Below are 17,359 nucleotides of genomic sequence, written 5' to 3'. Positions count from 1 at the left end.
TAATTTAATTATTATCAGGAATCATCATTCCTTTTTGAACAGCCTCTAATGTTAACATTCTTTGCATCCAGTTCTTTACATTAGGGTAATCTTCTAGAGCGATTTTTTGCCATGCATAACGTGCTGCCCAAGGGTAAATTGCAAAATCAGCGATGCTCAGTTGGTCAACGACATACTCTCTGTTACATAAGCGCTTATCGAGTACGCTCCATAATCTTTGTGCTTCGTTGTTGTAACGCTCTAGAGCATAAGGCACTTCTTCTGGGGCAAAGCGATTAAAGTGGTGTGCTTGGCCAAGAAAGGGGCCAAACCCGCCCATTTGCCACATTAGCCACTCCATCATCTCGTATCGTTTGATGAGTTCTGTGGGGATGAATTTTCCAGATTTTTCACCTAGATAAATTAGGATTGCTCCCGTTTCGAAAAGCGATATATGCTTGCCGTTCGGGCCTTCTGAATCGACAATGGCAGGGATCTTATTGTTAGGGCTGATTTTAATAAAATCAGGTAAGAACTGCTCATCTTTCAAAATATTAACAGTGAAAGTTTGATACTTGGCACCGATGGCTTCAAGCATAATCGAGACTTTTCTGCCGTTAGGTGTTCCCCAGGTATATAGGTCGATCATTCTGATTGGCCTTGTTGGCTATAGTGTTTATACACATTAAGTAGCTCATCTTCAGTAAAGGTCACAATAATCAATTGTTGCCCTGGCGTAATCAAATCTGGGTTCTGCCCAAGTAGGCCTTGCTGGAAATTATAGATGTGAGTAGTCGCTACTTTCTCATGAAGTAATTTGCCAAGAAAAGAACTCTTCTTATTTGTTAGGGTCTCGTCTGCCTCTTCTGGAATAGTCGCTTGAATGAGGGTTTTGTTATCCGATAATGTAATCCCTTTAGCAAACGTTTCTGTTAACCCATTTTGCATGATACCCCAAATGCCTTGCTCGTCTTTTTGATTAACTGCGTGTATATAAAACACTTTTTTTCCATTGCTATCTGATTGGTCCAAAAGCTCTTTTAATTTAATCTGAGTACCAATGGGTGTTGTATCAGTTATAGATGTTGGCTGCTCTTTGTCAGTCAACGTATTATTTTTTGGATTGAATACAGGGATGCTAACGCCAAAAGTTTGTGCCGTTTTGTTGTTACTGATGTCACCACTTTTTTTAACTAAAAGGCGAGCGTCTGCTGTATCTGGTAGCTTAATTAATTGATCCTCTGTGACAAAATGACTGGCTGTTGAGGCATCAATTGTTTTCTCAGAATGGTTGGTGATTTTTTTAATATGAGTGAGTGCTTGAGAACGTTCTTTGCTACTGACGGTTTTACTTGGATTGGCATTTTGTGCTGATTGCGTTTCAGTATTTAAGGCGTTATCGGTCGCACTTGGTACTGTAGGAGGTAAATAGAAATAGCCTGCTATGATGAGACCTAAAAGAACTAAAACTAGTACTGTACGAGTCATTTTTCCTATTCCTCATAGATGTAAAAATCCATTGTATTACATGACTCTAAATCAGTTTCGGTCTTGAATAAAGGGTGGCAACACAGAATAGTTATTTTAGCTGTATTGTTGATGAAACCTTATTAAGGTAAACATATAACATAAGTGCATGTATATTTTGCTTAGCAATGTACTTTTTATTTGGCAAAAGCTTATTTTGAAAAACCTATACGCTATTAATCGTTTTTCATCGGAGAAGGGGCATGAGAGTCGACATTGATGAGGTGTTACAGTTTTGGTTTGGCGATCTTGAAAATGGATTCCCTCTAATGAATAGGGAGTCCATTTGGTGGCAAGGTGGCGCTGAGCTTGATAGAGAAATTGACAAACTCTTTGGTGCCAAAGTTAATGCTGCATTACGGGGTGAGTTAGATAGTTGGAAAGGCACTCCAAGGGGGAGGCTTGCGTTAGTCATCTTGCTTGATCAATTTACACGTAATATGTATCGGGGCATGGCGGAAGCTTTTAAAGGAGATCATATTACTAGGGATATTGTTCTTGAGAGCCTTAGTTGTGGGCATGATGATGCATTAGAGTTTTCTGAGCGCATGTTCTTCTATATGCCATTGGAGCATAGCGAATCATTACAAGATCAGGATTTATGCATTAGCCGGTTAGAAAACTTATTGACTGAGGTGCCGCTAAAGGAGCGCCACAGAGTTGATTTTGCCATTGATTTTGCATCACAACATCGGGATATGATTATTCGTTTTGGCCGCTTTCCACACCGCAATCAAGTATTGGGGCGAGAGTCGACAGCAGAAGAGTTAGCATATTTGCACCAGTCTCATAACCGTTGGGGACAATAAGCATTTAGCACTAGTTATGAAGTAAGGGTATCTGCGTTATACTTGGCCTATATTGAATTGCAAAATAACGGGAACTGAATTGCCAAAAGTGCAAAATTTACAGCTTCATGAAATTGACGCCCACGCGCCAAAAAGCCAAAACGGTGTAATCAAGCCATTGGTGCTAGCAGTATGTATTATGGTTTGTCTTTTATTGGCAGTGCTAACTCTCCAGCTGGCATTAGTATCGTCTCAATCTTTGTTGTGGATTTTTTGGGGACTATCAGCGGCTTCTGGTGTTTTAGTTTTTCTATTAATAAGGTTTTTAAAGAAGTATAAAGAGCTTCAGGTGCGTCTTGATCTTATTAGTAGCGGAAAAGATTTAGTAACAGGCCTACCTGATCCTCATGAGTTTGGAGTGAGAGTTGATATAGAGTGTCGTCGCAGTGTAAGAGAGTTCACTCCCTTGACATTAATGTATGTCGGCTTTGATATAGAGGAGCTGGAAGAGCAGGATGCCGTTAAAGTGGCACAAAATCTTATTCATGCGGTTTGCCGCCCAGGCGATATGGTAGCGAAAGTGGATGCAACGACCTTTGGTCTTATCTTACCGGCTACGAATGAGTTAGTTTTACAGCTAGCTGACCGATGCTTGAAAGGACTTCAGCAGTTAGACATTAAGCACCCGGTGAGTATTGGCTTATGCACGTTTCAACCAACATCTGATTTAAACTGCGAAACAGCAACAGCTTGCGTTCAACAGCTATTGATTAATGCCAAAACCCGCGGTGGAAATCAGGTGTGCTCAGATGCAGAGCAGCATGTTAATCCTTCAGTAACTTATTCTTATTGATCTATATGTCTTGCTCAGCACCGAATAGTGTTCAAACGCTTCTTGCTCGGTTGATGTTTCAGGCAGAGCAAGGAAATATTCGTTACCCCTGTTGGTTAACAGGCTCTCCCGAATGGACAGCTGAACAAGCTCTTACCTATATTCAAAGCAATGATTCTCTGCGCTGTATTGTTATTTCATCTCGCGAGTGGGAAGGGCAGGTTACTTGCCCTATTCATCAAGCACATCGTTTATTAGGCCAGGAAGTAGACCTACTGATCTATGATGGTTTTAGTGGTATTAATCCTGATACGTTAGGCCAGATTTCGGGTTTGCTGAAAGGTGGCGGGCTATTCGTTTTTTTGAGCCCACCTCCTGAATTAGCTAGTTTTTTTGATGATCCCGAGAAGCAACGATTACGTGTTGAACCCTATACAAGTTTACAGGTGGGTAATTACTTTCTTGAGCATATGAAGCGTTGTTTTAATGAAGAGCGTTTCCTGTCGCGTTTTGATCAAGCCGGTGGTTTATTGTCACCGTTACCGTCTTCCTTACCTCATGTTTCAGCTGACGTGGGGCTATTTGATCAACATAAGGTTGTTGATCAAGTTACTCAGTATTTTGCTCTGTCTGGGCCGCAGTGTTGTGTTTTAACTGCAGCAAGAGGTAGGGGCAAGTCTGCTGCGCTGGGGATCATAGCGTGTCATTTGTTGGGTCAAGGGCGTAATGTGGTTGTGACAGCGCCTTCTGCTGATGCGCTTGATAGCTTGTTTCAACATGCATCGGCCGCTGAGGGCTTTCATCGGACGCGTTATCAAGTTATTGAAGAAAAACAGCAAATGCATTTAACATTCCAGCAACCTGTGGATGCTTGTTGTGAGCACAATGATGCTGATATTTTGTTAGTGGATGAAGCTGCCGGAATTCCAGTAAATCTATTAACTGGCTTTTTAGAGAAGTACTCAAAAATAGTATTCGCCACGACGACTCAAGGTTATGAAGGCACCGGGCAAGGGTTTGTTCTGCGGTTTTTATCTATTCTGAAGCGCCGAGCTAAAGCGCTGCATTGTTTTTCACTTGAGAAGCCAATTCGTTGGTCTGAGCACGATCCGTTAGAACCTTTTATTAACAAGCTTCTGCTTTTAGATACGGGTTATTTGAATCGTAAAATACCAGAAAAAACAGTGAAGCAAAGCCGTCCAGTAGTTCAGTATCGCTGTGTTGATTCTAAATGGCTTGTTGATAATCCAGACCAGCTACGAGCTTTGTTTGGTTTAATGATCAACGCGCATTACCGGACAACTCCAGGCGACCTAAGAATCATGCTGGATAGTCCTAATTTACAAATCTGGATTGCTGAAACAGTTGAGGGCATTGTTGGGGCTTGCCTTGTCGCCAAGGAGGGAGGGCTTGAAGGAGAGCTTGTACAGCATATATGGGAAGGGCGGCGCAGGCCTCGAGGGCATTTAATCCCCCAATTGCTGGTTGCTCAGGAGGGCTATTTAAATGCGACTGAGTTCACTGTGCTGCGAGTTGTGCGTATTGCTGTACGTGATCAATATCGGCGCAGCGGTATAGCTGCTGGTTTATTGCATGCAGTTGAGCACTCGATAGAAAACAGCCAATACCATATGATTGGGGCGTCGTTTGCCGCAACAGCGCCTCTGCTTGATTTTTGGCAAGCTGAAGGATATCAAGTTACTAGAGTTGGGACGCAGTGTGATCCTGTTAGTGGTTCTTATGCAACCCTTGTGCTTAAGGGGTTATCGGCTGATGCTAATAAGGCGATATGTGGATGGCAAAGTGAATTTCAAAAACGCTTTCTGTATTTGCAAGGCGAGTGGCTTCAGGCATTAGATAACAATATTTTAGCTCGCGTTCAGCGCCCCATGCTTGTTGAGTTTGCCCGCTTAGAGCATGAAGAGTGGTATGACTTATCCGGTTTTGCATTTCATTATCGCGCTTATGAAAGCAGTGCTTACATTTTTGCTCGGTTGGCAGAGCGATATCGATATCTTTGGGATATCGATTCAACAGGTAAGCAGATCAAATACTTGCTCGAAGAGCGCGTTATTCAACAAAAAAGTGAACAACAAATAATAGATGATATCGGTCTACAAAATCGTAAAGTACTATTGAACTCGCTTCGTTTAGCGGCAGGCTTCCTTTATCAGAAGGCTCAGCGAGAAGGTCTGCTTAACTAGTTGCTTAGGTAGCAACTTATATAGTTATCCATGCTTTTTCAAAATGAAGATTTCACCTGCAACGGGTTGGTTTTTTTCTAAGCGAAGATCGCATATGGTTGAGTGTTCTAACGAAAGATTATTTTTATTTAATAATGAGTGAATATAGTTTGCGCTGTGCTGGTAGCGTCCGGACTTGTCTAACCGCCAATGCGTAGAGCAAGATTCAACACTAAACGCAAAGATACCATTATCTTTTAGCGCATGGCTGACATATTTGAAGAGTGAGGTAAGCTCACCTATATAGATCAGCACATCGCCGGCCATAATGAGATCAGTATTTTTAGTGGCCTGTAGATTGCTCAGAACATCATCGTGTATGAGCTGATGATAGAGTTTAGTTTTACCTGCATGTTCGAGCATTACCTTCGAGACATCAACACCAGTGAGTGAAGAGATAGATGCTTTAGATGATAAAGCCTTACCTAATAATCCTGTCCCGCAACCAAGATCAACCACAGATATTGCAGTATTTGGTAAAAAACCGGCTAATTGTTTTACCATCTGTTCTGGCAAAGTGTACAGAAGCTGGTTTACTAGACGGTCTTCGAATTGGTCAGCACAACTGTTAAATAGTGATTCAATATATTCGCGTGGTGCTTGTGTGGAAGAAATGCCTTGTAATGCATTGAGTTGGTGATTAAGAGCTGCATGATTAGGGCGTTTCTTTTGCATTAACAAATAGAGCGCTTGTGCGATTTCAGGGTAGTTCTGCTCTAGTGCATAATCTCCAAGTGAAATCATGGCATCATCGCTGAGGTTTAAAATACTAAGTTGTTCCTCTACTTTATCTATACGGTTATTGATACCGCTCAATAAAGCCCACTCATTGAGCCAATCTTGTTCGGTATATTCAGGGCACTGCTCCAGTAACTCTAAGGCCGTATTCGAATCACCAAGGTGTCGTTTAGCTAGTGCTAAACTAATATAAGCCTCTGGAATATTAGGAGAGATCGAAATAGCTATCATCAGATCTTTCTGCATTTCTGACCAGCGCGAAAGTTGCTCAAAAATATTCGCACGGTTGCAGTAGAAAAGAGCTTGTTGTTTAAGGTTTAGCGCTTGATTAATATATTCTAAAGCTTCAAGAAACCGCTGCTGATAGCTCAATGACAAGGATAAGTTGCTAAGTGCTTGAGCTTTGTCGTGCTTACTTTTGGCGTTTTTCTGGGCAAGCTGTAAGTGCTTTTCTGCAATGCTGAGCTTATGGGTGTTGAGGGCAATCACACCTAGCAGTAAATTTGCTTGATAATGCAGTGGCGCACGAGCAATAATTCTTTTACAAATTTTATGTGCTGAGTCGTACTTGCCTTGATTTAGTAAAGTCATCGCTTTACTGATAGTTTGTTCGGTTTGTTTCATCGCGCATTATCAGAAGTGAATTTGGGATGCATTTTGTACTCAAAATTAGTGGATAGCAACGATACAACTTATGATGTCTTTTCAACCTCAACAGCTTAAAAAGCTGGCTACAATGAAAATGCCCTTTGGGAAATATGCTGGACGAATCTTAGTAGACCTTCCAGAACCTTATATATGTTGGTTTGAAAAGAAAGGGTTTCCATCTGGTGAGCTGGGTGATCTCTTACGTACATTATATGAAATTAAGCTCAACGGACTGGAGTATTTATTGCAACCATTGAAAGAGCCGTCATCAAGGTATGAGCGTTTCTCGTCAGAGAAAAAATCATGACGCCTGCGATTAATATTGTTAAAAAGGCGCAGGTTTTTTATAAGCTGCATGAGTATCAGCATAACCCTTCAAGTAGCTCTTATGGCGAAGAGGCGGCTGAACTATTGAACCAAGACTCAGCTCAAGTGTTTAAGACTTTGTTGGTAGCAGTAGAAGGGGATCAGAAGAAACTCGCGGTGGCTGTTGTTCCTGTGAGTGGGCAGCTGAATATAAAAGCAATGGCCACCGCTTTGAAAGTGAAGAAAGTTGTGATGGCTGAGGTTGCTGCGGCTGAGCGCATTACGGGTTATATCGCAGGAGGTATCAGCCCATTGGGGCAAAAAAGAGTGTTGCCGACTGTGATTGATGAGTCGGCAAATAGTTATGAAAGCATTTTTATGAGTGCTGGAAGAAGAGGTCTAGAGATTGAGATGTCTGCAGGGGACCTTGCCATCCTTACATCTGCTAGGTTTGCAAATATTAGCCGTTAAAATCAACTGGCTTGGCGAGACTTGATTAAATCAGCCTGGGCTTGGGCAGCAGCAATAGCTGCTGGCTTATATTCCGCTGCTTCGATGCTATGTCTATTGAGAAGTTTATAAAAATCGGTTCTATTTCGTTGAGCAATACGAGCCGCGTGTGTCACATTGCCTTCAGTAACTTGCATCAACTTAATCAGGTAGCGCTTTTCAAAGTCAGCTCGAGCTTCGTTGAAAGACGGTATGACAAGGTCTTGGTTAGACAGAGCATTTGCAACTAGGCCCTCTGATATGACTGGGCTAGCACTTAGTGCAACCACTTTCTCCATAACATTTTGAAGCTGCCTTACATTACCCGGCCAAGCTGCTTGGGCTAATAAGTGTAGGGCTCCTGGTGAAATGTTTCGTACTTTACGGTTATGTTGGTGTGTTGCTTTAGCGAGAAAGTGTCTTGCTAGTACAGGAATATCTTCAGGCCGGTCTCGTAAAGGAGGTAGCTCGATGTTAACGACATTCAAGCGATAGTATAAATCTTCTCTAAAATCTTCACTCTGCATCGCTTGATCCAAGTTGCGATGAGTTGCGGAGATAATACGCACGTCAATTTTGATATTATCGACAGATCCTACTGGGCGAATAACTCTTTCTTGTAATACCCTGAGTAGTTTTACCTGCAGGGGCTGTGGCATATCACCTATTTCATCAAGAAAAAGTGTGCCGCCATGAGCTGCTTGGAAAAGACCTTGATGGTTTGAAATAGCGCCAGTAAAAGAGCCTTTAGTATGTCCAAAAAGCTCAGATTCAAGCAATTGTTCAGGTAAGGCTCCACAGTTTATCGCTATAAACTTGCTACTTGCTCGTTGGCTAGCTTGATGAATAGCGCGGGCCATTAACTCTTTACCACTGCCGCTGGGGCCTGTGATAAGGACGCTCACATCAGATTCGGCCACTCGGTGCGCTTGATCTAGTAGATGTAGCATGATCGGGCTTTTGGTGATTATATCATCACGCCATTTTGTATTTCGTCGCCGCTCAGCCGAAACCAATGCCGCTTTTACTGTATCGAGTAACTGTGTCTTATCGATGGGTTTGGTTAAAAAGCCAAAAACACCTTGTTGAGTTGCCGCTACCGCGTCTGGAATAGAACCGTGGGCTGTAATGATAATGACAGGTAGCCCAGGCCAGTTCTGTTGCACATGCTTAAAAAGGTCAAGACCATCCATTTCGTCCATGCATAGATCAGTCAATACAAGGTCTACACGTTCAGTAGGTAATAGACGCAATGCTTCTTCGCCACTTGAGGCTGAAAGCACCTGGTATCCCGATGCTTCTAGGCGCATTGTTAGCAGCGATAGCACACCATTGTCGTCATCGACTAGAAGGATTCGTGGAAGTTGCGTCATGATTTAAGGTTCCTCACGTTGACGGGTAATGGCTTGTTCAATCTGAGTGAGAGCATCAATTTGCTGCTGTTGCTTTTCTATAGTGAGCTTTGCAGCGTTTAACCGAGCAGTAATAAAGTCTTTCTCTTCAATCGCGGCTAAGTTTGCCTGAACATGCCTGAACCTTAGATAAAGATAGCGATCTGCAGTGCAAGATTTATTAGGTAATAGTGGAATTTGTGCGAACAGAGGAAGTGACTGCTCTAATGTTACTTTATTCCTCGCAATGCTGAGTATGTTTGCTTGCCGTTCAAGAGAGTCTTTGGATGCGTCTAAAATTAATTTCTGTTGTGCCGTATCCGCTGTGATGAATTGGTGCTCATCTTCTAAAAATTGGTTTAGTGCTGTTTCTGGTAAAAAACAGTTAGGTTGAGGTACTTGGACTGGCTGAATAAATTTAGGCAGTGGGTGGCAGCCACCTAAAAAAAGTAGAGGAAATGTAAATAATAAAAAGTGCTTAGTCATATAAGTAGCTTGTTCAAAACGATAATTAAATTATATGGGTTTTAAAGGTAGTTCTAGGCGAAAAACGATTTCACCTTCTCTGTTCGTTCTTAGATTGAGCTCGCCATGCATGGCTTTACTTGCCTCCATTGCAATACTTAACCCTATACCAGAGCCTTTTAATGGACCTGAGCGTTTCTTTTTTCCTTGATAAAAAGGCTCAAAAATATTTTCTGCATCGCTTGCTGAGATTTGAGAGCCATTATTCTCGACATCAATGATTAGCTGTTTTTCAGATGCATAAGCGTCAATTGTGACATGTCCATCCTTGTCGGTATAGTAAATAGCATTAGAAACTAAGTTGCCTAGTACTCGGTGCAGCATGTCAGGGTCGAGTTGTACAGCTAAAGACGTTTTTGGAAGTGTTAGTGCTATCGATTTCTCCGAGATGAGTAGCTGTAACGGAGTGATCGCTTTCATTATTATGCTGCAGATATCCACATGCTGAATTTTTAAGGTGTGAGATTGTTGGAGCTTGTTATAGTCCAGTAGTTGTTCAATCAATCTTTGTAAGTTAATACTGCTACTTTGAAGAAGTGATACAACATGGTGCTGGCGCTCATTGAGTGTGCCTGGCACCTCTTCAGCCAATAGGTCCGCGCCTTCACGTAATGTTGTTAACGGTGTTTTTAGCTCATGAGAAATATGCTGAATAAATTCTCTTTTTAGTCGTTCTAGTTGCAGTAAATGCTGGTCTAACCAAAGAAGTTGATTGTTTAGTTGAACAATTTCTTTTGGTCCATTTATTGGGTTTTTGGGTAAATTTTCTCTGCGGCCTATAGCTTCTATACGACTCGTAAGTTTTGTTATTGGTCGCGTAATAGCGCTTGATAAAAATAGCATAAACAAGAATGTTGCCACAGCTAAGAAAGCTGTTTGCAACCACAGGTTTTCTCTGGTTATACGTGCTTGTTCCTGCAGGTTTGCTAACTCAATACCTGCTTTGTTAAAGCTCTCTTCTGCAAGCTCGCGTGTGAGTTGCGGTAACTCGTTAATTGTTTCATCGAAAGGGTCTTTTTGTATAGCCGCAAACAGGTTTTGAAACTTCTGTTGTTTTTGATTCTGTTCTGTAATAAACATTTGAATAGATAGGTGATTATTGAACCTTTCAATCTGATCAGTTAAACGTTCTTGTATCTCAGTTTTTTTGAGAATACGAAACTGTGTAGCAGCACGAACAATATCTTCAGCTAAACGTTCGAGTGAGTTATTTTGTTGGCTGAGCTCGAGCGAGATTTGCGCTAGCCTGTAACTCTGTTGTAATTGGTTTTCCAGAACCATGCTGCTTTTATACAGCATGAAGCCGATAGGCACATTAACCAGAAAGAAGGCAATAAACACCCATTGTTTTAGTGAGCGAAGCTGTAAGGCTCGTGTGAGGAGCGTCATATTACCTTGTTCTCTGTGCTATTGATGTGTTGATTATCCTTAATTTTTAGCCTTAGGTTAAGTATGTAGATGCTTAATAGTGATACCTATGTGCTTTCTTTTCCTCTAGATGCATTGAAGAGAGGCGAAGGTAAGCAATACTTTCAGTTGGTTGGCATCCATTTTCTTCGGTACTGACAACTCGTTTAAACTTAGGAAGCCATTTTTATTTGTATCCATTTGAAGAAAACGATCAGAAATTTCGCTATCGGCCATCGCTTCTAAATAGTTTAAGCGACCATCATTATTACTATCTAGGTTCTTCAAGAGAGCTTCAGGGTTTAAATATTCTTGTGGGACTGTTCTGTTTAACTGCGAAGATTCAGCTAATAGTGGCACGGTTGTCATGAACGAGATGGTAAGGGCAATAATTAAACGCATAGAAGGGTCTCCGCCAGTAAAGTTATGACAGAGATAGCAGATGTTGTGCCTATTGTTTGTTAGTTGTTAATTATCAATGATTTATGGGTTTTTTTAGTGGTTTAATAGAAAGAACATAAAGTGCTATGGATAAAAGTGTCTCTAATAAGAGTCTTTTTAGGATAGTGTGTTTAAATATATATATATTACAAGTACTTATGTTGTCTCTTTAAAAGGACGTTTTAATTTTCTAAGTACTGTATTTAACTGCATTTTATTTTTTCAGTACCTGGCTCCTTCAAGTGAAGCAAGCAAGTGGCTAATGATACCTTTGTAGATGACAGGGTCTGGTCGTGTGGTACTCATGACGCGTAGTCCCCAAATTCCAGTCATTAGCATTTTTGCTAAGCTATCACAGTCAGTATCTGACTTTATTTCACCTCGTAGGCGAGCATTTTCAAGTGAGAGATAAAAATGGTGTTCTATCCGGTTTAAGTATTCAGTGACTCTAACTCTGATGTCGTCGTCTTCTGTGGCAAGCTCTAGAAGTGTGTTTACCATCAGGCAGCCTTTACCTATTTCATCACATTCCATTTCTTTGCATATGCGGGAAAAAAAATGTGCAATAGCATCGATGGCAGAATCTGATTGTTCCATACATTCGCTGATGCGTGTTAAGCTGCGGTTCGCGTAATTATCGATAACTTCAAGAAAGAGCCCCCGTTTACTATTGAATGCTCCGTATAGGGATCCTGGTTTAAGACTAGTCGCATGCACAAGATCAGTAACCGATGTGGCGTTATACCCTGTGCGCCAAAAAACCTCCATGGCTTTATTGAGTACTTCGCTTCTATCAAACTCTGCTGGTCTTGCCATTTATCATGGTCCCTGAGTTAGTAGCGTGTTAGAAAAATTATTAAGTTTAATTTATGGTACATAGAAAGGGTTTCGTCAACCATGAATGGAATAAATAAGTCTTCTGTTTTATGTGTTTTCACTGCTTTTTTCTTATCAGGTTGTATAGATTCTCTTGGTATAAAACCCCAAAACACTGAGGTTGAGTTTGTAAGAGGAGTGGTAAGTAAAGACGGTGATGGATTTGCTATGACTCCTTGTTATAGCCAAGAGCGCCGCCGGTTAAATGACTCACGAGGGTTATTAGCTAAACGATTTTCTGCCCAGTCATCAAGTGTGGAGCTTCCTGTATATATGGAGGTAAAAGCTGAGCAGGGTGTTGATTTAGTATGGCGGGTGGATGATGTGATGATTGCAGGTGGTGGCAGTAAAATGTGTCATGTTAATTTATCTGCTATTCGCTTTCGTGCGCAAGGGGTTAATCCACCATGGTTAGCCGATATTTTGCCTGATCGAGTTCGCGTTCAATCTTATGAGACATTACAAACATTAAACTTCCCTATCGATGAATACGAAGGTGTTCAGGGTATTTGGGAAAGCTCACTTGAAAATACTAACGGCCAGTCTCACTCATTCCGTTTAGAAGTTCGTGATCAATCATGTACTGATGTTCTGAATATTTGGTATCGCTGGAGCGCAAGTATGACTTTGGATGGTAAGTCTTTTCAAGGTTGTGCTCGACAGGGTGATTTAACTAACCGAGCTTTATTGGGTCGCTATAGCAATGTTTTGACTGATAACGAAGCATTTGTTGTGTTGGATTTACTTCCTGAAAATGCCGTATTTATGTTGTTGGACTACCGTAATGGTCAGTCACTCATTGTCATGCAGGGAACTTGGCAATGGAAAAGCAGCGATAAATTAATACTTCATTTTACGCAGCAAGATGGTCGTAAGCAGGAGTCAGTTTTGTTATTGAAAAGAGCGCGCTCTGGTGAGTTTGTGCAAGAAGGCTTCTCTGCAGCATTTGGGCGAGCGGGTCTTTCACTCAAGCGCTCAGAGTAATTATTCTTCTAGGAGTAAGGATCTAGCTTCGTTAATTTGAGCCGCTAGGTAGTCGCTGCCACCTTGGTCGGGGTGAAGTTTTTGCATGAGTTTTCTATGCGCCTTAATAATATCTTCTTTAGTGCAGCCTTCAGCTAACCCCAGAATGTCTAGTGCATCCTGGCGAGTCATATTTGAACGGCTTTGTGAGCTTTCATTTTGGCGTTGATTTGGGCTTTTGAATAAGTGTTTTAGAAAAGGTAGCGCCCTGAAAATAAAATTATATTTTTTAAAGAGAAGAAAAAAACTGGCCAGTAATGCGCCTATCCAATGAAGACGCCCTGTGATTGTCAAAATCACAATGATGGCTATTAGTAGTAAAACCACTAGTTTAAAAAGAGCAAAACTGCGCCGTTGTGCAGGCAATGCTTTTATCCAGAGCATTCCTGTGATCAGAATTATTCCTAAAATGATAATAACTACAGGACTCATTATGTACTCAGCGTTTCTAATAGTTATTACAGAATATCGCGCAGTGCTCTCTTAGGGAAGTTTTAGGTTATGTTGTTACTGGTTTTTCATGCGCTGGTAGCCGAGCGCCTACATATCGTTGGTATTTTTTGTCTTTAACAAAATGCATATCGACCATTACTAAGCCATCGACGCAATAGTTAAAATCGGCATCAATACCAAAATCCATAAAGCAAACACCGCCAGCAGAGCAAAGTTCACTGTATTGTTTATAAAGTGTGGGGACTGATACACCTAAATAGTCCAGCTGTTCTTTAAGAATTTTAAAATCAGACTTGTAATCGTTACCAGAAAACAGGGTATGTAAGTTGTCTGTTTCTTCGCCTGATAATCTATAGGGCATATTGGCTTTTGCCAATTGGGCACTGGCAGCAAAATAATGTTGGTAAAACCAGACCAGCATATCTTTAGCGGGTTTTGGGTAGCTATTGCTTAGGCTCACTGGGCCGAACATATAGCGTACCTCAGGGTGTTTCTTCAAATATGCGCCGATACCATACCATAGATAATCTAAACTTCGCCTTCCCCAGTAACGAGGTTGTACAAAACTGCGTCCTAGCTCTATTCCTTGTTCAAAGTAGGGAACCATAGCATCATTGTATTGAAACAGGGTTTCGCTATAGAGAGGGCTTGCGGGGTCATGAATGAGCTTGTGTACTTCTGCTAACCTGTACGCCCCAGCGATCTCGAGATCTTCCTCGTCCCATAGAATCAGATGTCGGTAGTAGTGATCATACTTATCTAAATCTTTTTTCTCGCCGGTGCCTTCACCAACACAGCGAAAAGATATTTCTCGTAATCTTCCTACTTCTTGCATAACGGCTGAGTCGGGACGGTAGTCAAATAGGTATATTTTTTTTCCGTCAGCTGTTTCACCCAAAAGCTCTGATGATCTGAGTTCGTGTTTTAGTATACGTCGGTCTTGAGGGTGAGCAATAGTTTTTTCTGTGATAAAGAGAGGGCTTTTGCGTTTTGCTATACGGTATAAATGTTTACGTAAAAGCTTGGTCTTTTCGGCGGTAGAGACAGGAACGGCATCTATGTGGCTATACGGAATTGCTTGGCCTATACGAATCGGAATGATGACCGATTGCTTATTGAACATCTCTCTAGGTAAGAGCAGTGCGGATAGTGACTTATTAATATAAGACATGCCGTAAAAAAGAGGGGAGTTTTTTCCGCCTAAATAAACAGGTAAAATGGGTGCATTGGCTTTGCGTGCAAAGCGTAAAAATCCACTATTCCATTTTCCATCTTTAATGCCTGTCATGCCCGCTCTAGAAACTTCCCCCGCCGGGAAGACAATCACCGCTTCTTCGTTTTGCAGAGAGCCTGTAATGCGTTCAATGTCATTTTTTCGGGTACTTTGTCCCAAATTATCGACGGGTAAAAATAGCGAATGGAGCTGTTCAAAATTACTTAGCATATCATTGGCAACAATACGCACATCACGGCGAATCTCACCGATAAGTTTAAGCAGTGCTAAGCCATCTAAAGCACCTAAAGGATGATTTGCAACAATAACAACTCGGCCTGATGATGGGATATTCATTCTGTCAGCATGACTGAGACTGTAGCTGAAATTAAAATAATCTAGAACTTTATCAACAAACTCGAAACCTGTAGCTCCTTGGTTTTGAGTTAAGAATGTATTGATTTCATCTTCATGAACTAAACGGCGTAAGCAATAAACAGCTGAGCGGCGAAAGGGTGCTGGCTTTTGGGAAAAAGCAGGATATTTATGGGTTAAAACTTGCTCTACATTAATCACATGGTGACCCTGTCAAAAAACAATATGTAGAAAATAATATGGCAGTTATGTGGCAATTATTTGACGAGAAAATGACAAAGGTGTGACGAAAGAACTATGTTCACCTGACTCATATAACGGGCACTAGGCGGTATGTAAAGTTTTAGTTATACTGTTTTTATACACAGTTAATGTGTTCCGTTGTGCGAAAAATATATGAGAAAAATTATTCACTGTGATTGTGACTGCTTTTTTGCAGCTGTTGAAATGCGTGACAACCCTGAATATATAGATATTCCACTAGCGATTGGTGGGCGTGCTGATAGGCGAGGGGTCATAGCGACATGTAACTACCCAGCACGTGCATATGGTGTTCGTTCTGCTATGGCAACTGCACATGCGTTTAAACTTTGCCCTACATTGACGGTTATACCTGGGCAGATGGAAAAATACCGGAAAGTATCGGCTCAAATTATGGCCATTTATCGTGATGTCTCAAGCTGTATTGAGCCCTTATCTTTAGATGAAGCGTATTTGGATGTGACTGATAGTGAAGAGTATCAAGGAAGTGCAACTCGTATAGCGCAGATGCTGCGTGAAAGAGTCTTTGAGGAAACGGGAATCACTATTTCAGCAGGAGTTGCCCCTAATAAGTTTCTGGCCAAAATAGCCAGTGATTGGAATAAACCCAATGGTTTATTCGTAATAACACCCAATCAGGTAGATAGTTTTGTGCAAACCTTACCGGTTGGAAAGCTTTTTGGTGTGGGGCGTAAAACTGCGGAGAAACTAGAGTCAATTCATGTACAAACGTGTGGCGACTTGAGAGAGCTTTCAATAGTCCAATTAACTGAAAATTTTGGCCGTTTCGGACAAAGGCTTTATGAATTGAGCCGCGGTATTGATGAGCGTGAGATAATTACAGATAGGGTAAGAAAGTCTATTAGTGTTGAGCATACCTTTGCAAGTGACCTTCTTAGCTTGAATGAATGCTTATCTCATATCCCTGCGCTAAGTGACGAATTACTACAGCGCTTTGGTAAGCTTCAGCAACAACGGTCAATGCAAGGCTTGTTCGTTAAGCTTAAATTTAATGACTTTAGCCAAACAACCATTGAGCATCGTTCTTTAATACATAATGAAGAGCTGTGGTCAGCTCTTATGAGCCAAGGCTACCAACGGGTAAACAAACCTGTCAGGTTACTCGGTGTTGGCTTTCGCTTAAAAGGCCAAGAAGCCGAGTCGCTACAACAGTTAGATTTTTGGTCTTAAACTCTCGTATGAGCGCTATGAAATTTAGGGTAAGGATCGACTAAGAGTAAGGTAGAGATAATGGATATCGATGAACTGGTCCAACTCGTAAAAAAATATCAAATTAATCCACACTTTCGTGATGAAGAGGTTAGCTTTCGTTGTTGTGAATTAGCATTGAGTGCACTGCTATCAGGAAATTACGGTGTGGGTGCTGTGTTGTTAGATGCAGATGGTCAGGTTTTGATAGAAGAAAAGAACGCTGTTTTTTCTACTCAGTTTTGCTCTTCCGCGCATGCAGAGATGAGAGTGCTTGATCGGTATGAGGCCTGCTTTATAAAAGAGTACCCAGCGGCCCAGCTGAAGCTAGTTGTATCTTTGGAGCCTTGTCCTATGTGTCTGTCCCGCATATTGCTTAGTGGTATTGGTATCGTTAAGTATGTAGTAGAAGATGTTGCGGGTGGCATGGTGAGTCACATGAGCCGTATGCCACCTGCTTGGCAAAACTTAGCGAGTTTGCAATCGTTTTATCATGCCCATGTGAGTCCTGAGCTACGTCAGCTAGCAAAGGAACTCTCACAGCATAACCTTACCTACTTACGCACGGCTCTATTACAGCAGCGTAGTAACGGTGCGTAATTATACTTTGTAGCAGAGTTGGGTGGTGCCACAAA

Annotated in this window: 18 protein-coding genes; 8 read left to right on the top strand and 10 right to left on the bottom strand. The window is 41.6% G+C overall.

All coding sequences use genetic code 11. The features are described from left to right. Positions 1 to 4: 4 nt before the first annotated feature. Both G511_RS0120815 and G511_RS24080 read right to left on the bottom strand, forming a co-directional pair. On the bottom strand, positions 5 to 628 hold the full coding sequence (locus G511_RS0120815) for a glutathione binding-like protein (protein ID WP_028471359.1): 624 nt from the start codon (positions 626 to 628) through the stop codon (positions 5 to 7). Then, positions 625 to 1,467: a hypothetical protein gene (locus G511_RS24080; RefSeq protein ID WP_028471358.1), complete on the bottom strand. Its 843-nt coding sequence runs from the start codon at positions 1,465 to 1,467 to the stop codon at positions 625 to 627. Before G511_RS24080 ends, G511_RS0120815 begins: the two co-directional genes overlap by 4 nt. Before the next feature lie 242 nt (positions 1,468 to 1,709). On the opposite strand from G511_RS24080, the gene G511_RS0120805 reads away from it, so the two are divergent. The 3 genes from G511_RS0120805 (at position 1,710) to G511_RS0120795 (ending at position 5,330) form a co-directional block, all read left to right on the top strand. Beyond that, positions 1,710 to 2,315: a DUF924 family protein gene (locus G511_RS0120805; protein WP_028471357.1), complete on the top strand. Its 606-nt coding sequence runs from the start codon at positions 1,710 to 1,712 to the stop codon at positions 2,313 to 2,315. 88 nt (positions 2,316 to 2,403) lie between these two features. Continuing rightward, the gene (locus G511_RS0120800; RefSeq protein WP_245574237.1) at positions 2,404 to 3,147 is read left to right on the top strand and encodes a GGDEF domain-containing protein; all 744 of its coding nucleotides are present in this window, start codon (positions 2,404 to 2,406) and stop codon (positions 3,145 to 3,147) included. 5 nt (positions 3,148 to 3,152) lie between these two features. Beyond that, entirely contained in the window at positions 3,153 to 5,330 is a 2,178-nt protein-coding gene (locus G511_RS0120795) for a tRNA(Met) cytidine acetyltransferase TmcA (protein ID WP_028471355.1), read from the top strand. Positions 5,331 to 5,354: 24 nt separating this feature from the next. Here the strand turns inward: G511_RS0120795 and G511_RS0120790 are convergent, their stop codons facing one another. Then, positions 5,355 to 6,731: a methyltransferase gene (locus G511_RS0120790; RefSeq protein WP_028471354.1), complete on the bottom strand. Its 1,377-nt coding sequence runs from the start codon at positions 6,729 to 6,731 to the stop codon at positions 5,355 to 5,357. Between the two features lie 70 nt (positions 6,732 to 6,801). Between G511_RS0120790 and G511_RS23630 the strand changes: the two genes are divergently transcribed. Both G511_RS23630 and ybaK read left to right on the top strand, forming a co-directional pair. Beyond that, positions 6,802 to 7,062, top strand: a complete 261-nt coding sequence (locus G511_RS23630; protein WP_051222312.1) for a putative quorum-sensing-regulated virulence factor — start codon at positions 6,802 to 6,804, stop codon at positions 7,060 to 7,062. Beyond that, positions 7,059 to 7,532 carry a Cys-tRNA(Pro) deacylase gene (gene ybaK, locus G511_RS0120780; RefSeq protein ID WP_028471353.1) on the top strand — a complete coding sequence of 158 codons (474 nt, stop codon included), beginning with the start codon at positions 7,059 to 7,061 and terminating at the stop codon, positions 7,530 to 7,532. Before G511_RS23630 ends, ybaK begins: the two co-directional genes overlap by 4 nt. Before the next feature lie 2 nt (positions 7,533 to 7,534). Here the strand turns inward: ybaK and G511_RS23625 are convergent, their stop codons facing one another. The 5 genes from G511_RS23625 to G511_RS23610 form a co-directional block, all read right to left on the bottom strand. Next, the gene (locus G511_RS23625; RefSeq protein WP_036552621.1) at positions 7,535 to 8,923 is read right to left on the bottom strand and encodes a sigma 54-interacting transcriptional regulator; all 1,389 of its coding nucleotides are present in this window, start codon (positions 8,921 to 8,923) and stop codon (positions 7,535 to 7,537) included. Positions 8,924 to 8,926: 3 nt separating this feature from the next. Continuing rightward, positions 8,927 to 9,427 (bottom strand): hypothetical protein, encoded by a 501-nt coding sequence (locus G511_RS0120770; RefSeq protein WP_028471352.1) that lies wholly within the window; start codon positions 9,425 to 9,427, stop codon positions 8,927 to 8,929. Positions 9,428 to 9,457: 30 nt separating this feature from the next. After that, complete coding sequence (locus tag G511_RS23620) at positions 9,458 to 10,855, bottom strand: sensor histidine kinase (protein WP_051222310.1); 1,398 nt, start codon at positions 10,853 to 10,855, stop codon at positions 9,458 to 9,460. Between the two features lie 105 nt (positions 10,856 to 10,960). After that, positions 10,961 to 11,275: an EF-hand domain-containing protein gene (locus G511_RS23615; RefSeq protein WP_036552619.1), complete on the bottom strand. Its 315-nt coding sequence runs from the start codon at positions 11,273 to 11,275 to the stop codon at positions 10,961 to 10,963. Between the two features lie 261 nt (positions 11,276 to 11,536). Beyond that, complete coding sequence (locus G511_RS23610; RefSeq protein WP_036552618.1) at positions 11,537 to 12,130, bottom strand: TetR/AcrR family transcriptional regulator; 594 nt, start codon at positions 12,128 to 12,130, stop codon at positions 11,537 to 11,539. Positions 12,131 to 12,211: 81 nt separating this feature from the next. Between G511_RS23610 and G511_RS0120750 the strand changes: the two genes are divergently transcribed. Beyond that, entirely contained in the window at positions 12,212 to 13,174 is a 963-nt protein-coding gene (locus tag G511_RS0120750) for a hypothetical protein (protein ID WP_028471351.1), read from the top strand. Here G511_RS0120750 and G511_RS24075 read toward each other — a convergent pair whose 3' ends face one another. Both G511_RS24075 and olsF read right to left on the bottom strand, forming a co-directional pair. Further along, the gene (locus G511_RS24075) at positions 13,175 to 13,645 is read right to left on the bottom strand and encodes a DnaJ domain-containing protein (protein WP_051222308.1); all 471 of its coding nucleotides are present in this window, start codon (positions 13,643 to 13,645) and stop codon (positions 13,175 to 13,177) included. 67 nt (positions 13,646 to 13,712) lie between these two features. Next, a complete protein-coding gene (gene olsF, locus G511_RS23600) occupies positions 13,713 to 15,455 on the bottom strand; it encodes a bifunctional ornithine lipid synthase OlsF (protein ID WP_036552617.1) in 1,743 nt (580 codons plus the stop codon). 195 nt (positions 15,456 to 15,650) lie between these two features. On the opposite strand from olsF, the gene dinB reads away from it, so the two are divergent. Beyond that, positions 15,651 to 16,706, top strand: coding sequence for a DNA polymerase IV (gene dinB / locus G511_RS0120735; protein WP_028471350.1), 1,056 nt, complete (start codon positions 15,651 to 15,653; stop codon positions 16,704 to 16,706). A gap of 60 nt (positions 16,707 to 16,766) precedes the next feature. After that, positions 16,767 to 17,324, top strand: coding sequence for a nucleoside deaminase (locus G511_RS0120730; RefSeq protein WP_036552614.1), 558 nt, complete (start codon positions 16,767 to 16,769; stop codon positions 17,322 to 17,324). Positions 17,325 to 17,359: the final 35 nt, after the last annotated feature.

This window comes from Neptunomonas japonica DSM 18939 (assembly GCF_000422765.1).
Lineage (GTDB): Bacteria > Pseudomonadota > Gammaproteobacteria > Pseudomonadales > Balneatricaceae > Neptunomonas > Neptunomonas japonica.
The sequence above is the reverse complement of the archived record's forward strand: the minus strand, read 5'-3'. Positions and strand labels throughout refer to the sequence as shown.

What these genes read in the sequence shown, in the direction of transcription:
- G511_RS0120795 (WP_028471355.1), top strand. Translation starts at nt 3,153, where the DNA reads ATGTCTTGCTCAGCACCGAATAGTGTTCAAACGCTTCTTGCTCGGTTG.
- G511_RS0120815 (WP_028471359.1), bottom strand. Translation starts at nt 628, where the DNA reads ATGATCGACCTATATACCTGGGGAACACCTAACGGCAGAAAAGTCTCG.
- G511_RS23610 (WP_036552618.1), bottom strand. Translation starts at nt 12,130, where the DNA reads ATGGCAAGACCAGCAGAGTTTGATAGAAGCGAAGTACTCAATAAAGCC.
- G511_RS23620 (WP_051222310.1), bottom strand. Translation starts at nt 10,855, where the DNA reads ATGACGCTCCTCACACGAGCCTTACAGCTTCGCTCACTAAAACAATGG.
- ybaK (WP_028471353.1), top strand. Translation starts at nt 7,059, where the DNA reads ATGACGCCTGCGATTAATATTGTTAAAAAGGCGCAGGTTTTTTATAAG.
- G511_RS0120770 (WP_028471352.1), bottom strand. Translation starts at nt 9,427, where the DNA reads ATGACTAAGCACTTTTTATTATTTACATTTCCTCTACTTTTTTTAGGT.
- G511_RS23615 (WP_036552619.1), bottom strand. Translation starts at nt 11,275, where the DNA reads ATGCGTTTAATTATTGCCCTTACCATCTCGTTCATGACAACCGTGCCA.
- G511_RS0120730 (WP_036552614.1), top strand. Translation starts at nt 16,767, where the DNA reads ATGGATATCGATGAACTGGTCCAACTCGTAAAAAAATATCAAATTAAT.
- G511_RS0120790 (WP_028471354.1), bottom strand. Translation starts at nt 6,731, where the DNA reads ATGAAACAAACCGAACAAACTATCAGTAAAGCGATGACTTTACTAAAT.
- G511_RS23630 (WP_051222312.1), top strand. Translation starts at nt 6,802, where the DNA reads ATGATGTCTTTTCAACCTCAACAGCTTAAAAAGCTGGCTACAATGAAA.
- G511_RS24075 (WP_051222308.1), bottom strand. Translation starts at nt 13,645, where the DNA reads ATGAGTCCTGTAGTTATTATCATTTTAGGAATAATTCTGATCACAGGA.
- G511_RS24080 (WP_028471358.1), bottom strand. Translation starts at nt 1,467, where the DNA reads ATGACTCGTACAGTACTAGTTTTAGTTCTTTTAGGTCTCATCATAGCA.
- G511_RS23625 (WP_036552621.1), bottom strand. Translation starts at nt 8,923, where the DNA reads ATGACGCAACTTCCACGAATCCTTCTAGTCGATGACGACAATGGTGTG.
- G511_RS0120750 (WP_028471351.1), top strand. Translation starts at nt 12,212, where the DNA reads ATGAATGGAATAAATAAGTCTTCTGTTTTATGTGTTTTCACTGCTTTT.
- G511_RS0120805 (WP_028471357.1), top strand. Translation starts at nt 1,710, where the DNA reads ATGAGAGTCGACATTGATGAGGTGTTACAGTTTTGGTTTGGCGATCTT.
- dinB (WP_028471350.1), top strand. Translation starts at nt 15,651, where the DNA reads ATGAGAAAAATTATTCACTGTGATTGTGACTGCTTTTTTGCAGCTGTT.